At 75.3% G+C, this 14236-nt stretch carries 11 protein-coding genes and 1 pseudogene; 4 read left to right on the plus strand and 8 right to left on the minus strand.

What is annotated here, in order from left to right; all coding sequences use genetic code 11:
• Positions 1 to 442: 442 nt before the first annotated feature.
• From MicB006_RS32820 to MicB006_RS22805, 6 genes and pseudogenes are all read right to left on the minus strand, one after another.
• Positions 443 to 1312 (minus strand): annotated as a pseudogene (locus MicB006_RS32820) (hypothetical protein); the annotation flags it as partial.
• Between the two features lie 130 nt (positions 1313 to 1442).
• On the minus strand, positions 1443 to 2690 hold the full coding sequence (gene moeZ / locus MicB006_RS22785) for an adenylyltransferase/sulfurtransferase MoeZ (RefSeq protein ID WP_192900125.1): 1248 nt from the start codon (positions 2688 to 2690) through the stop codon (positions 1443 to 1445).
• Between the two features lie 41 nt (positions 2691 to 2731).
• Positions 2732 to 3487 carry a DUF3152 domain-containing protein gene (locus tag MicB006_RS22790; protein WP_225980456.1) on the minus strand — a complete coding sequence of 252 codons (756 nt, stop codon included), beginning with the start codon at positions 3485 to 3487 and terminating at the stop codon, positions 2732 to 2734.
• 165 nt (positions 3488 to 3652) lie between these two features.
• Positions 3653 to 4522 (minus strand): DUF3152 domain-containing protein, encoded by an 870-nt coding sequence (locus MicB006_RS22795; protein WP_116508771.1) that lies wholly within the window; start codon positions 4520 to 4522, stop codon positions 3653 to 3655.
• Positions 4523 to 4527: 5 nt separating this feature from the next.
• Entirely contained in the window at positions 4528 to 5526 is a 999-nt protein-coding gene (locus MicB006_RS22800; protein ID WP_116508772.1) for an alpha/beta fold hydrolase, read from the minus strand.
• 38 nt (positions 5527 to 5564) lie between these two features.
• Positions 5565 to 8654, minus strand: coding sequence for a hypothetical protein (locus MicB006_RS22805; RefSeq protein WP_116508773.1), 3090 nt, complete (start codon positions 8652 to 8654; stop codon positions 5565 to 5567).
• Between the two features lie 149 nt (positions 8655 to 8803).
• On the opposite strand from MicB006_RS22805, the gene MicB006_RS22810 reads away from it, so the two are divergent.
• A complete protein-coding gene (locus MicB006_RS22810; protein WP_073828993.1) occupies positions 8804 to 9442 on the plus strand; it encodes a TetR/AcrR family transcriptional regulator in 639 nt (212 codons plus the stop codon).
• A gap of 65 nt (positions 9443 to 9507) precedes the next feature.
• The gene (locus MicB006_RS22815) at positions 9508 to 9735 is read left to right on the plus strand and encodes a DUF3107 domain-containing protein (RefSeq protein WP_030502928.1); all 228 of its coding nucleotides are present in this window, start codon (positions 9508 to 9510) and stop codon (positions 9733 to 9735) included.
• Between the two features lie 46 nt (positions 9736 to 9781).
• On the opposite strand, the gene MicB006_RS22820 is transcribed toward MicB006_RS22815, so the two are convergent.
• Positions 9782 to 10468: a ferritin-like fold-containing protein gene (locus MicB006_RS22820; protein ID WP_116508774.1), complete on the minus strand. Its 687-nt coding sequence runs from the start codon at positions 10466 to 10468 to the stop codon at positions 9782 to 9784.
• A 285-nt stretch (positions 10469 to 10753) separates the two neighbouring features.
• Here MicB006_RS22820 and MicB006_RS22825 point away from each other — a divergent pair, with 285 nt between their 5' ends.
• Both MicB006_RS22825 and MicB006_RS22830 read left to right on the plus strand, forming a co-directional pair.
• Positions 10754 to 12433, plus strand: coding sequence for a DEAD/DEAH box helicase (locus MicB006_RS22825; protein ID WP_116508775.1), 1680 nt, complete (start codon positions 10754 to 10756; stop codon positions 12431 to 12433).
• A gap of 179 nt (positions 12434 to 12612) precedes the next feature.
• The gene (locus MicB006_RS22830) at positions 12613 to 13761 is read left to right on the plus strand and encodes an SAM-dependent methyltransferase (RefSeq protein ID WP_116508776.1); all 1149 of its coding nucleotides are present in this window, start codon (positions 12613 to 12615) and stop codon (positions 13759 to 13761) included.
• 8 nt (positions 13762 to 13769) lie between these two features.
• Here the strand turns inward: MicB006_RS22830 and MicB006_RS22835 are convergent, their stop codons facing one another.
• Positions 13770 to 14204, minus strand: coding sequence for a hypothetical protein (locus tag MicB006_RS22835; protein WP_116508777.1), 435 nt, complete (start codon positions 14202 to 14204; stop codon positions 13770 to 13772).
• Between the last annotated feature and the right edge of the window lie 32 nt (positions 14205 to 14236).

The raw sequence follows: 14236 nt of genomic DNA on the forward strand, positions 1-14236 counted from the left end.
CGGCCGAGATCACGGGGCCGGCCGACGGATCAGGCTCCTCCACTGAACCGGACGCGGCATCCGACCCGACGTCCGGACGGAACCACGTGTGAGGACCGAGACCCTGGGCCGGAAACAAGTCCGGCCCCACCGACAGCGCGGGCGCGATCCCCGGTCCGCCCGACGGGTCAGTGCCGAGACCGGACGGCAGGTCAGTGCCGAGACCGGACGGCAGGTCAGGACCGAAGCCCGCAGAAGATTCGGGGCCGCCACCGGACGAAGGCTCGGGGCCGCCACCGGACGAAGGCTCGGGGCCCCGGCGGGACGACAGGTCGGGATCGGGACTCGCCGATGCGGGGAGCCGGCGCCGGCGCGGGGCCGGCACCGCGGGCGGCGGGGGCAGTTCGGCGGGCCGCGGTGCCACGAACGGCGCGCCGGACACCGGGGCCTCGGGCGCGTTCGGCCGGCACGCACGGATCGCCCGCAGCGTGGTGTGCACGTCGAACTGGTGCCCGTCGTCGCTGTCCCAGCCGCCGTCGCTGCGCTGGGTCTCGGCGAGCCGCCTGCGCGCGGAGACCAGCAGCCACTGCTCCTCGCCCACGTCGACCCGGCGCAGCGTGGCGGCGAGCCAGGCCACGTCGGCCGGGGACATCTGTGGGATCCGGTCGGCCAGCACCGCCTGGATGCGCGCCGACTCGTAGTACATCTGCTGGCGGTGCAGCACCGCGGCGGCGAGCCAGCCGGCGGGCAGGAAGGACGGCCAGCTCCCGTCCGGCGCGAGCTGGGCGGCGAGCGCCTGCGCGGCCGCCTGCACCACACCGGCGTACGCGCCGCCGACCCGGTGGTCCAGCGGCCCGGCGGCGCGGGCGTCCAGCCCGGCCACTGTCAGCCAGAATCCGGCGTTGGCGGTCTGGTAGAGCCGGGCCTCCGGATCGCCGGGGGTGGCCCATTCGGGGGCGAGCCCGGCCAGTGACGGGTCCTCGTCCCAGCCGCCGTCGGGCAGTTGCCGGGCGGCGAGCCAGTCCAGCGCGTGCCGGGCCGCCGGCCGGCCGAGCGCGCCGAGGTCGTCCAGCTCGGCCAGGCGGAAGCAGGTCGCGTCGATCGAGGCGACTTCGCCGTCGAGCACGGCGGGCCAGCCGCCGCCCGGCGCCTGCCCGGACTCGGCGGCGTCGAGCAGGCCGGGCGGCACCGGAGCGCCGGTGCGCAGCCGGGAGAGACGGGCGCGGTCCACCGCGTCTCCGTGTGCGACGACGAATCCGATCGCCGCGTCCAAGTCCACCACGGCCCTGACGGTACTGGCGCGGCCGAGGTTACGCCTCGGTAGCTCGGTCAGGGCCGGTACCGCCCACCGGTCGCCGAAGGCATCCACCTGTGGGTCGGGCGACCAGGCGTTTGCCCATGCCACGGGGTACGGAAAGCACGATGGGCCCGCCCGGGGAACCGGGCGGGCCCATCGACGCGACTCAGTACGACGGCAGGGACGGGTCGATCTGCTTGACCCAGGAGAGCACACCGCCCTGGACGTGCACGGCGTCGGTGAAGCCGGCCGCCTTCAGCGCGGCGAGCGCCTCGGCCGACCGGACGCCGGACTTGCAGTGCAGCACGATCTGCCGGTCCTGCGGGAACTTCGCCAGCGCCTCGCCGGAGAGGATCTCGCCCTTGGGGATGAGCGTCGCGCCGGGGATGCGGACGATCTCGTACTCGGCGGGCTCGCGCACGTCGACGAGGAAGATGTCCTTGCCGGAGTCCTGCCAGTCCTTCAGCTCCAGCGCGGTGATGGTCGAGTCGACCACCGCCTCCTGCGCCTCGTCGGAGACCGCGCCGCAGAAGTCCTCGTAGTCCTCCATGAGGTCGGTGAGGGTCGCGTTCTCGCCGCAGAGCACGCAGTTCGGGTCCTTGCGGACCTTGATCTTGCGGTAGCTCATCTCCAGGGCGTCGTAGACCATCAGCCGGCCGACCAGCGGCTCACCGATGCCGGCGAGCAGCTTGATCGCCTCGTTGACCTGGATCGACCCGATGGACGCGCAGAGCACGCCGAGCACGCCGCCCTCGGCGCAGGAGGGGACCATGCCGGGCGGCGGGGGCTCCGGGTAGAGGCAGCGGTAGCAGGGGCCGTGCTCGGCCCAGAACACCGACGCCTGGCCGTCGAAGCGGTAGATCGAACCCCAGACGTACGGCTTGCCGAGCAGCACCGCGGCGTCGTTGACCATGTACCGGGTGGCGAAGTTGTCGGTGCCGTCGACGATCAGGTCGTACCGGGAGAAGATGTCCCGGACGTTCTCCCGGTCCAGCGCGGTGTTGTGGATCTCCACGTTGACCAGCGGGTTGATCTCGCGGATCGACGCGGCGGCGGACTCGGCCTTGGAACGGCCCACGTCGGAGACGCCGTGGATGACCTGGCGCTGGAGGTTCGACTCGTCGACGGTGTCGAAGTCGATGATGCCGAGCGTGCCGACACCGGCCGCGGCGAGGTACAGCAGGGCCGGCGAGCCGAGGCCGCCGGCGCCGACACAGAGCACCCGGGCGTTCTTCAGCCGCTTCTGCCCCTCCACCCCGACGTCCGGGATGATCAGGTGGCGCGAGTAGCGGCGGATCTCGTCTACGGTCAGCTCGGCGGCGGGTTCGACGAGCGGGGGCAACGACACGGTGGACTCCCCGGGATCGGCGGTGTGACCGCGCCATTGTCGCTCGCCCGGACGGGGATCGGCCATGATGAGGGACACTCGGCCCGAACTGCGGGACCGGGAATAACTCAGACGCCGTCGGTGGGCTCGCCGGAGTACCGCCTTCCGTCGACGTACGGCCAGGCGTTCGGCAGGCAGCCGTCCAGCCCGTACGTCTGCTGCTGCATCACCGGGGCGGGCGCGCCGGGCGCCGGGCAGGCCTGGTGCAGCTCACCGAACTCGTGCCCGACCTCGTGGTTGATCACGTACGTCCGGTAGACCTCCAGCGGGGCGCCGTAGTCGGGCACCGCCGTCATCCACCGGGCCAGGTTCAGCACGACCCGGCCGGGCAGCCGGCAGGAGGTGTACCGGTCGGTGCGCAGGCCGCCCTCGGCGCACATCCGCTCGGAGGTGACCGGGGTGGCGAGGTAGACGGTGAAGTCTGCGGCGGCCGCCTCGGGCACCCGCTGCACCCGCAGTTCTCCCGACGCGATCCAGCTGCGCGGGTCGCCGAGCACCGAGTCCACGGTGGCGGCGAACCGGTCGGCGTCCTGCCCCGTACCGTGCTCGACCTCGACCCGGTAGCGGCTCAGCGGCCCGTCGTGTCCGCGTACCGGGGATCGCCCATGGGCCACGGCGAACGTGCCGGGCCCGGCGGTGGGGTAGCCGGTCGGCGGCGCGGCCGGGACGTCGGCCTCGGCGGCGCCGCGGGCGAGCGACGGCTCGGCCGCGAGCGACGTCCCGCCGGGCCCGGGGGCGTTCAGCCGGGTGATGCCGACCGCTCCGCTGACGGCGGCCAGCAGCATCGCCAGCAGCAGCACCGAACGGCGGCGGCGACGTCGCATGCGGCGCAGGGTGGGCCGCTCGGCCGGGCGACCGGGCGGTCGGCGGCGCGGCTCGGCAGGCATGTCGTAAGGGGACGACGACGTCATGACATCAGCGTGCCATGCAATTCGGGCATTTAGCTGCTTTTGCCGCCTATGCCGCGAATCTTCTTCACAACCGGCGCATCACAGGCTCGGCCCGGCGTACCGCTTCCCGCCCACGTAGGGCCAGGGGTTCGGGCGGCAGCCGTTGAGGAAGAGCGTCTGCTGCTGCATCACCGGCGCGGCCCGCCCCGCCCTCGGACACCCCTCATGCCGGTGCCCGAGCTGGTGGCCCACCTCGTGATTGATCACGTAGAGCCGGTAGTCGTCGAGCGTCATCCCGGCGGCGACCAGATGCGGCGCGGAGGTCCGCCACCGGTCCAGGTTGATCACCACCTTGCCCGGCACCCGGCAGGACGTGTACGGCACGCCGCCCACGCGGATGTCGATCCCGCCCGCGCCGCACAACCGCCGCGCGGTCTCCCGGGTCGCCAGGTGGATCGTGAAGTCGTACCCGCTGCCCGGCCCGACCCGCTGCAACCGCAGCCGGCCGCCGTCCACCCAGCTCCCCGGGCCCGCCAGGGCCCGCTGCACCGCCTCGCCGAAGTCGCGGACCTGCTCGCCCGAGCCGTTCTCGACCGCCACCCGGTACCGCTGAAGCGTCCCGGAGCGGCCCAGCACCCCGCCGGGCCGGTCGTCGTAGCCGAAGCTGCCCCGCCCTTTTGCCGGCCCCGGGTCGGACAGCGTCAGCACCGGCGGCGCCGGGGAACTGGGCGTCACCGGAGGCGGCGGGGCGACGCTCGGCGCCGACGACGGCGCCCTCGCGGGCGCCGGAGGCTGGGCGACGAACCCGTCGGTGACCCGCGTCCCCGCCCCCGCCGACGGCAGTTGCAGCGCCGCGCCGACGCCGACCGCGGCGACGGCGAGGAAGGCGCACACCACGAGGGCCGAGCGCCAGGCAGGACGAGCGGCGGCCCGGGACCGGGCGGTGCGGGGAGGGCGTGAGCTGGGCATCCGGCTCAGCCTGCCATGTCGCGCCCCGTTCCGCTCTCCCCCGCACCGGCCTCCGGCGACGACGGCGTCTCGCCGAGCAGTCCCAGCACCGCCCGCGCCACCGTCCGCGGGACCTCAAGCTGCGCCACGTGCCCGACGCCGTCGAGCATCAGCAACCGGCTGTCCGGGATCACGCGGGCCGCCTGCGGCGCCACCCGGACGTCGACCAGGCGGTCCTGCCGTCCGCCCACCACCAGCGTCGGCGCCCGCACCGCCGCCGCCTGCCGCCAGAGCGCGCCCTCCCCCGGCAGGTACGAGCGCAGGAAACTGCCGACCAGGCCCCGGAAGGTACGCACGTACGCGGCGGCATAGTGCGCGGCCTCGTACCGGACCCGGATCTCGTCGATCGCCTCCTGCCGGCGCTGCTCGCTGATCCGGGTCAGGTCCGCCACGCACGCCTCCATCACCTGCTGCGCCGTCACCTCGGGAGTGAACTGGGCCAGCCGCCAGGCAGCCAGCCGCTCGCCCTGGGGGATCGCCAGCAGTGGAAGCATCCGCCCCTGCAACGAACGCCGGAAGTCCAGGAACGGCAGGGCCGGCGAGATCAGGGTGAGCGTGCGGACCAGGTCCGGGCGCAGCGCCGCCACCCGGACCGAGATCGCGCCGCCGAGCGAGTTGCCGAACAGGTGCACCGGCCCCCGGTCGGTGTGCTCGATCCAGCGGATCACCCGCTCGGTGAAGGCCGGGATGGTGTAGCGCGGTCCGGGCTCGCTGCGCCCGAAGCCGGGCAGGTCGATCGCCTGGCCGTCGAGCCGGCCGGAGAGCAGGCCGGCCAGGTCGGTCCAGTTCTGCGCGGACCCGCCGAGGCCGTGCACGTAGAGCGCCGGTTCCGCGCCGGGCCCGGTCGCAGGGGTCTCCCGGACGTGCACGAGCGTGCCGTCGATCCGGACGTGCCGGCCGGGCCAGGGCGGCGGGACCTCGTGCGCGGGAAGGCTGTGCTCCGGCCAGAGTGCGGCGCGTTTCATGTCTCCAGTCTCCCCGCCCGCGCCGTACCGCACACCGTTCAGGTGAGCAGCGCCTCCAGCCGCCGGTTCACCGCCGCCAGCGTGGCCCGCACCACCGCCTGCCGGGGATCCCCGGCTACCAGGGCCGAACCGGCCAGTTGCTCCACCCAGCCGTCGCAGACCAGCAGCACGACCACTGTCGCCACCTCGCAGTTGCCGAACGGCACCACGGCGGCGTGCTCCACGAAGCACCGGCCGTGCTCGCCGGCCGGGACGCCCCGGCCGAGCAACTCGTCCACCGCGGCGGCCGCGGCCACGGCGCACAGCCGCAGCACGTACCCGTCGACGGCCGGCCCGGTCGCGTGGCCCTCGGCCGTCCGGTCGCCCGCGACCAGGCGGACCTCCGTGGTGGCGTCCAGGCCGAACGTGCTCACCAGGACGTGCTCGATCACCACCCGGGGGCCCGGCGCGCCGCCGGTGTCGAGCGGTCGCGACGGCGCGGTCTCCGTCGTGGTCATCTGCCCGCCGGAGTACGAGGTGCCGAGCGTCACCGGGCTGCCGGTGGACATGCCGGTCGGCGCGGCGGCCAGCGACGTCTCGTCGACAGCGGCCCGGCCCCGGTGGGTGGCCTGCCGGCGGCGGCGCGGCGGCTCGTCGCCGTCGGCCGGGGCGTCGGCCGGACGGGCGGCGCGGTCCGTCCCGCCGAACCGCCCCTCACCGGAGCGGTTCGCGGCCGGGCGCACCACACCGGTACGCGCCGGCGTCTCGTCCCCGGCCGGTCCGGGCTCGTCACCGTTGCGGGGCGCGGGCGCTGCCGTCCGCGTCTCGTCCGGCAGGGCGCGGGCGTGAATCGGCCCGGTCGGCCGGCCCTCACCGGCGCGGTCCAGTCGGGCCGACCGGCGGCGCAGTTGGGCCGGCGGCGGCGCGCCCGGCGCGCCGGGCAGGTTCTGCGGCGCCGCGGCCAGGCCCATCCGTTCCTGGAGCAGCCGGGCCACCAGGCGGCTGACCTCGGCCGGGTCCGCGCCGTCGGCCAGGTCGAGCCGGAGGCTGTGGGCGCCGGCCGGGGTACGGCGCAGCGCGGCGTCGCGTACGCCGGCCACCTCGCGGACCGCGTCCAGGATCGCGTTGACGTCGAAGCCCTCCGGGCGCTCACGCAGCGGCGCGGGCTCGTCGTCCCGGCGCAGGTGGGTGGCGATGCGGGCGAGTTCGGGGGTCTCGGCGGACGGTTCCACTGCCGGCGGCTCCGGCACGACTGGCACGTCGGGCTCGGCGGGGACGCGCTGCGGCAGCACCACGGGGGCCGGCTCCTCCGGTCGGGGCTCGGCGGCCGCGTCGGCGGCCGGTACCGGTTCCGGCGCGGACCGGCGGGCGGCGTAGGGAGGCGCGCTCGCCGGCTGGGGCGCGGAAGTGCGGTCGGCGTGCGCCGCGCCGCTCGCGGCGGGGGCGCCGGAGATCGGCCGGGCCGGAACCCCTGAGGTGGGCTGGGCCGGGACGCCGGAGATCGGCCGGGCGGGGACGCCGGAGGTCGGCTGCGCCGGAACGCCGGAGGTGGGCTGGGCCGGGACGGCCGAGATCGGCCGCGCCGGGACGCCGGAGGTCGGCTGCGCCGGGACGCCCGAGATCGGCCGGGCGGGGGCGGCCGGCGGCTGCCGGGGACCGTCGGCGGGCTCGCCGGTGGCCCGGGTCGCGGGGTTGGCCACGGGGGCGGCGGTGGGCGGCGGCCCGGCGGGTGCGGCGGGGTACCCGGGGAACGTCGGGGTGTACCCGCCGGCCGGCGCGGGTGGCGCGCTCGCCGGCTCGGGCCCGGCGCCCGGGTTCACCGGCGTGACAGGCACCGGCGGTCCGGCCCACGAGGGTCGCTCGTACCCCTGCTGCGGCTCGGCGTCACCCCGGGCCAGCCGGAACGGCCGGGTCGCCTCACGCGCCTGCTCCGGACCGGCGCCCGGCTCGTGCTGACGCCCCGGCTCGGACTCGTACGGGCGCGGCGGCTCCGGCTCGTACGGCCGGGTCGGTTCCGGTCCGGCGGCCGGCTCGGCGCGCAACGGCTCGTACGGCCGTACCGGCTCGGGCCGGGGCGGCTCGTAGCCGGACGGCGGCTCGACGCGGGCCGGCATGTACGGCCGCACCGGCTCGGGCGCCCACTCGGCCGCGCGCTCGTCGCGGGCCGCACGGTCGTCCCAGCCCGCGCGGTCGTCGTGGCCCGCACGGTCGTCCCAGTTCCCGCGCTCGTCATGGCCCGCGCGGCGGCCGGTGGTGTCGTCCTCCTGCTCGCGCCGGTCGGCGCGCTCGGCGGCCCGGCGCGCCGGTGGCTCGTCGGTGCGGGCCCACGGCGGAGCCCAGCCGTCGCCCCAGCTCGGGCGGTTCCAGGACGGTCCGGACCAGTCCGGTTCGCCGGCGCCCGGGTCGTCCGCGACCGGCTCCCGGGAATCGGCGGCGGCCCGGGGCTCGGCAGGGCTCGACGGCCCGTCCGGTGGGCGGACGTCGCCCGCTGGCTGCGCAGAACGGCCGGCCGCGTCGGTGGACGGCTCGGCCGGTGGCCGGTCGGCCCAGCCACGGGAGAGCGACGGGGTGGACTCGGTGTTCGGCGCGTGGAAACCCGGTGGCACCTCGAAGCCGGAGGCGGCGGCGCCGACCGGCGGTACCTGCAGGGCCGGCGGCGCGGAGGCGGGACCGCTCTCGGCCCAGCGCGGCGCGGCGGCCGGGTCGTCGACGGCATGCCGGGACCCGACGGCGTCGGTCGGGCTGACCTGCTGCTCGACCGCGGGCGCCGGTCGCGGGGCCGGTACGGCCAGCCGCTCGCCGTCGCTCTGCCGGGGCGGATCGTCCGCCGGCGGGGCACTGACCGGCGCCTGGCGGGTCACGCGCGACTCCTCCCCGGCGTGATGCACGCCGTTGACGTGGCGGCCGTTCACCGGGCTCGGCTCCGGTTGGCCGGGTAGCGGAGCCGGCAGGTCACCGTGCCGGGGCGAGGAGGCGGCCCAGCCGCCGAGATCGCCGTAGGGCCAGCCGCCGGGCGCCGGAGCGCCACGTGACCAGCCGTTCGGCGGGGGCGCCCAACCGCCGCCGGTACGGGCTGGTTCGTCCTGCCGGCCCGTCCCGTCGCCGTGCTCTCCCGGGGTGGCGGCTCCGGGTTGCCCTGTTTCACTCACCGCGCGCTCCTTGGTCGCCCCCGCTGAGGCTACCGTGTGGTGACAGTGGCGATAAGTTACAGCGGCGGGCCAATTCCGCGACGGGTTCACGAACCCGCACCGGTTCGGGTGATACGTGCCGGCTCGTACGCAGATACTCGGAGGATCCCATGACCGCAGTGGGGAACGGTGCACAGACCGCCGGTCGGCCCACCCGCCTGCCCCGCTCGGCGCGCCGTAAGCAGCTGCTCGCCGCTGCTCAGGAGGTGTTCGTCGCGCAGGGCTACCACGCCGCCGCGATGGACGACATCGCCGAGCGGGCCGGGGTCTCCAAGCCGGTGCTCTACCAACACTTCCCCGGGAAGATGGAGCTGTACCTGGCGCTGTTGGACACGCACTGTGACGCGATAGTGGCCAAGGTGCAGGACGCGATGAGCGGCACCAACGACAACAAGGAGCGGGTGAGCGCCGCGGTCCGCGCGTACTTCGACTTCGTCGACCACGAGAGCGAGGCGTTCCGGCTGGTCTTCGAGTCCGATCTGCGCAACGACCCGGCGGTGCGGCAACGGGTCGAGCGGGTCGAGCAGGGCTGCATCGCGGCCATCACCGACACGATCATCTCGGACACCGGGGTCAGCCGGTCGCACGCCGAGCTGCTCGCCTCGGGCCTGGTCGGCGCCGCCGAGACGGCCGCCCAGTTCTGGCTCGCCGGCGGCCGGCAGGTGCCCAAGGCGGAGGCCGAGGCGCTGGTCGCGGCCCTGTCCTGGCGTGGCATCGCCAGCTTCCCGCTGCAAGGCGAGTCAGCCTGAACATCGGGCCGCCGGATCGGATAGCCTTCCCACGGTGGCTTTTTCGCCCCAGTTGAGGAGGCACAGTGGAGGTCAAGATCGGCGTGCAGTACGCGCCGCGGGAGCTGGTCCTGGAGAGCGCGCAGTCGCCGGCCGAGATCGAGCAGATCGTGACCGACGCCTTCGCCCGGAGCGAGGGCACGCTCTCCCTGACCGACGAGAAGGGCCGGCGGGTCATCGTGCCGGTCGGCAAGGTCGCCTACGTCGAGATCGCCGAGGCCTCGCCTCGCGCGGTCGGGTTCACCGTTCGCTGATTTCCCGCGGCACCGGCCGCCGTGGCGGGCCTCCCGCCACGGCGGCTCAGTTGTTCAGCCCGACGGCCGTCATCCGCGCGGTGTGCGCCTCGGTCAGCCGGCGCAGCAGCCCCGGCACGTCCCCGCCGGTCCGGCCGATCAACGCGCCGAGCGCGCCCCGGTCGGCGGCGGCGACCCGTCCGGCCTGGGAGAGCGCCTCACCCAGCAGCCGCCGGGCCCACATGGAGAGCCGGCCGGCGGCCCGTGGATCGGCCTCGATCGCGGCCCGGATCTCGGCCGCGGCGAACTCGGCGTACCGGGAGTCGTGCAGCACGTCGAGCAGCAGCGCGCGCTCCGGCCCGGCCAGCCCGCCGGCGATCCCGCGCAGGAAGTCGTCGGTGATCGCGTCACCCACGTACGCCTTCGTCACCGCCTCCGCCCAGTCCCGCGGCTCGGTCGAGTCGTGGTACGCCCGCAGCGCCTCGACGTAGGGGGCCATCGCCTCCTCCGGGGTGACGCCCCACCCGGCGAGGCGGTCGGTCAGCCAGCGGTAGTGCGCGATCTCCGCGGCGGCCATCTCGCTGAGCGCGGCGCGGCGGCCCAGGTCGGGCGCGAGGCGGGCGTCGGCGGCGAGGCGGTCGAAGGCGAGCAGTTCGCCGTACGCGACGAGCCCGAACAGGCCGGTCGCGGCGGGATCGGGGGCGGTGGGACCGGCGACGGCAGCGCCGGTCGCGGCGGGGTCGGGGGCGGCCACGAGCGCAGGCTACCGGCGTAAGGGCTGTGACTCAAGTCACATCGAGCCGCCCCGCGTGCACGGCCACCACCTGGGAATCGGGACGGCTCAGGGGCCGTTCAGGTAGGATGAGACAGTTGCCGTGGGCACCGATTCGGTCAGCTTCGCTGATCAAGGCCGGTCCCCGACGCGCGTGCGGCCCGGTCCGGCTCGGCGATACGCCCCCGACCGCGTGGCCCGCGCCACACACCGAACGCGCCCTGAGGACATGAGGGGCGCACCACGAGAGGGCACCCCCACATCCACATGAGCGAGCAGATTTCCGGCCAGCCACTGGCCCCCACCGCTCCGGTCCCCCCGGAGGCACCCACGTTCGCCGCGCTCGGCGCGCGGCAGGAAACCGTCGAGGCGCTCGCCGCCGCCGGCATCACCCGCGCCTTCGCCATCCAGGAGTACGCGCTGCCGATCGCGCTGCGCGGCGTCGACCTGATCGGGCAGGCCCCGACCGGCACCGGCAAGACGCTCGGCTTCGGCATCCCGCTGCTGGAGCGAGTGTTCGCCCCGTCCGAGGGCAGCGACGGCGTCCCGCAGGCGCTCGTCGTCGTACCTACCCGCGAGCTGGGCATCCAGGTCGCCAAGGACCTCGACGCCGCCGGCCGTACCCGGGGCGTCCGGGTGCTGCCGATCTACGGCGGCGTGGCGTACGAGCCGCAGATCGAGGCGCTGCGCAAGGGCGTCGAGATCCTGGTCGGCACTCCCGGCCGCCTGATGGACCTGCAGAAGCAGAAGCACCTGCGGCTCGACCGGGTCCGCGCGCTGGTCCTCGACGAGGCCGACCGCATGCTCGACCTGGGCTTCCTCGACGACGTCGAGAAGATCCTGGCGATGCTGCCGGAGGACCGGCAGACCATGCTGTTCTCGGCCACCATGCCGGACCCGATCGTCGCGCTGTCGCGGCGGTTCCTGCGCCGGCCGGTGACGATCCACGCCGGGCACACCGCCGAGACCGGCCCGTCCCCGCAGACCACGCAGCTCGCGTACCGCACGCACTCGCTGAACAAGGTCGAGATCGTGGCGCGCATCCTCCAGGCGGAGGGCCGCGGCCTGACCATGATCTTCACCCGCACCAAGCGGGCCGCCGACCGGGTCGCCGAGGATCTCGACTTCCGTGGCTTCGCCGTGGCCGCCGTGCACGGCGACCTGGGCCAGGGCGCGCGGGAGCGGGCGCTGCGGGCGTTCCGCGCCGGCAAGATCGACACGTTGGTCGCCACCGACGTGGCGGCCCGGGGCATCGACGTCACGGGCGTCACCCACGTGATCAACTACGACTGCCCCGAGGACCAGGACACCTACACCCACCGCATCGGCCGTACCGGCCGGGCCGGGGCCACCGGTGTCGCGGTGACGTTCGTCGACTGGGACGACATGCCCCGCTGGCGGATCATCGACAAGACGCTCGGGCTGGACATGCCGGAGCCGCCGGAGACGTACCACACCTCCGCGCACCTCTACACCGACCTGGCCATCCCGACGGACGTCAGCGCCACGCTGCCGACCGCCGAGCGCACCCGTGCCGGCCTGTCCGCCGAGGTCGAGGAGGACCTGGGCGGCGGTGGCCGGGCACGCCGGGGCGCGCGGCGCGGCGACAGCCGGGGCCGCGAGCGCGGTGACCGTGACCGCGGTGACCGTGGTGACCGTGGTGACCGCGGTCGGAGCCGCGCGAGCGAGGGCGGGGACGCGCCCGCCGGGCAGGCCGAGGCTGAGGGCGGAGACGGCGACGCGACCCGTACGCCGCGTCGGCGGCGGCGTCGCCGGGCCGGCGAGGCGGTGGCCGGCGAGCCGACCGCGGTGATCAGCACCGAGGGCGCGGCCGAGGCCGCCGCACCGGCGACCGGGGAGGGCGAGGCGTCCACCAAGCCGCGTCGCCGTCGTCGCCGCCGTGGCGGCAGCGCCGGCGCGCCCGCCGAGGCCAGCAACGCCGACTGACCCACACCGACGGAAACGGCCTCCCGGACCACGGTCCCGGAGGCCGTACCCGTCCCACGACCGCCGAACCATGCGGTGATCATGAAGTTGACGGCGCGACACGCCGTGCTCGCGTACGGCCAACCTCATGATCAACCAGGTCGGTGGGGTGGGCGGAGAAACTGGAGAGGCAGGTAGGGATGCCGGAGCCGTTGGACTCGGCGCTGTCGGAGGTACGGGCGCTGCTGCTCGCGCCGGGACTGACCCGGGCGGTGGCCGCCGGGCGGCGTCGTGGGCAGCGTCCCTCGGTGGTACGCGCGGAACTGCGCCCGGTCGCGCTCAAGGGCGGCCCCCGGTTGCAGATCGCCACCTCCGACGGGTCCCGGCCGCACACCCGAAACGTGGCGCCGGGAACCGAGGCCGACGCCGCAGTGGACGAACTGCTCGCCGAGCCGTTCGGCAACTGGCACGTCGAGACCACCGACGCCACACTCCAACTCCGGGTGACGAAGTCCGGTGAGGCGCAGGTGCACCGCGCGGCGGCCAGCCGTACCGTTGGCGAGCCGGAGCGGCACGACCGGGCCAAGGAGTGGCTGCTCGACCCGGGTGATCCCCTCTTCCGGGAGATCGGCGGCTCGGCGGCCAAGCGCCGGCAGGTCGACGCGTTCCTGCGCGCGCTGGCCGCGACACTGCCCGACGACCTCACCGGCCCGCTGCGGGTGGTGGACCTGGGCTGCGGCAACGCGTACCTGACCTTCGCCGCCTACCGCTACCTGGTCCGGCGCGGCCTGGACGTGACGCTCGTCGGGGTGGACGTGCGCGAGGACCAGCGCCGGCGCAACACCGAGCTGGCCGAGCGGCTGGGCTGGGCCGACCGGGTCAGCTTCGTGGCCGGCACCATCGCCGAGGCGCCCGTCGAACCGGCGCCGGACCTGGTGCTGGCGCTGCACGCCTGCGACACCGCCACCGACGAGGCGCTGGCGCGGGCGGTGCGCTGGGACGCCCGCTGGGTGCTCGCCGCGCCCTGCTGCCACCACGACCTGGCCGCCCAGCTCCGGACGCGCCCGGCGCCGGAGCCGTACGAGCTGCTGACCCGGCAGGGCATCCTCCGGGAGCGGTTCGCCGACGTGCTGACCGACGCCCTGCGGGCCGGGCTGTTGCGCCTGCACGGATACCGCGCCGAGGTGGTGGAGTTCGTCGACTCCCAACACACGCCGCGCAACCTGCTCATCCGGGCACGTCGGACGGCCGGCGCGCCGACCGACGGGCAGCGTTCCGAGTATCGCGAGCTGGTCGGCCAGTGGGGCGTGACGCCCCGGCTGGAGACGCTGCTGGCCGAGCGGGCCTGAGGGCCGCGCTACCGCCCCCGGTCACCCCGGTTACGGTCGCCCCGGTCCAGCACCGACACGCGCTCACCGAGGCCGCGGTTGGCGGGCCGCTCGCCGTCCTCGGACGCGGCCGGGAACGGCACCACCTTTCCGCCGGGGTGGTCGGCGTTGCCGGCGGCGGCGAAGGCGTTCCACGAGATGTCGACGAGCATCCGCTTCAGCTCGGCATGCCGGAGGGCGGCGTTGCGCTGCAACGCCATCCGCGCTCCCAGCACCACCGAGGCCAGCGTGGTGCAGACCGCGCCGGTCGCGGCGATCAGGTGTACGCCTGTCGCCTCGCTTCCCCGTACCGCCAGGACCAGCAGCCAGATCCAGAAGCCCAGCGCGAACACGCCGGCCTTGGCTACGAAGAAGAGGCTCACCGCGCCGGGGCGATGCGGTACGGGACGGTCCGGCTCGGCCATGCTTCTCCTTCATCGACTCTCAGGGTTTCCTC

Source organism: Micromonospora sp. B006 (assembly GCF_003408515.1).
In the GTDB taxonomy this organism is placed as follows: Bacteria; Actinomycetota; Actinomycetes; order Mycobacteriales; family Micromonosporaceae; genus Micromonospora; species Micromonospora echinospora_A.

Coding starts and splice junctions, on each gene's coding strand:
- MicB006_RS22835 (WP_116508777.1), bottom strand. CDS start 14,204: ATGGCCGAGCCGGACCGTCCCGTACCGCATCGCCCCGGCGCGGTGAGC.
- MicB006_RS22795 (WP_116508771.1), bottom strand. CDS start 4,522: ATGCCCAGCTCACGCCCTCCCCGCACCGCCCGGTCCCGGGCCGCCGCT.
- MicB006_RS22810 (WP_073828993.1), top strand. CDS start 8,804: ATGACCGCAGTGGGGAACGGTGCACAGACCGCCGGTCGGCCCACCCGC.
- MicB006_RS22825 (WP_116508775.1), top strand. CDS start 10,754: ATGAGCGAGCAGATTTCCGGCCAGCCACTGGCCCCCACCGCTCCGGTC.
- MicB006_RS22790 (WP_225980456.1), bottom strand. CDS start 3,487: ATGCGACGTCGCCGCCGCCGTTCGGTGCTGCTGCTGGCGATGCTGCTG.
- MicB006_RS22830 (WP_116508776.1), top strand. CDS start 12,613: ATGCCGGAGCCGTTGGACTCGGCGCTGTCGGAGGTACGGGCGCTGCTG.
- MicB006_RS22800 (WP_116508772.1), bottom strand. CDS start 5,526: ATGAAACGCGCCGCACTCTGGCCGGAGCACAGCCTTCCCGCGCACGAG.
- moeZ (WP_192900125.1), bottom strand. CDS start 2,690: ATGGCCGATCCCCGTCCGGGCGAGCGACAATGGCGCGGTCACACCGCC.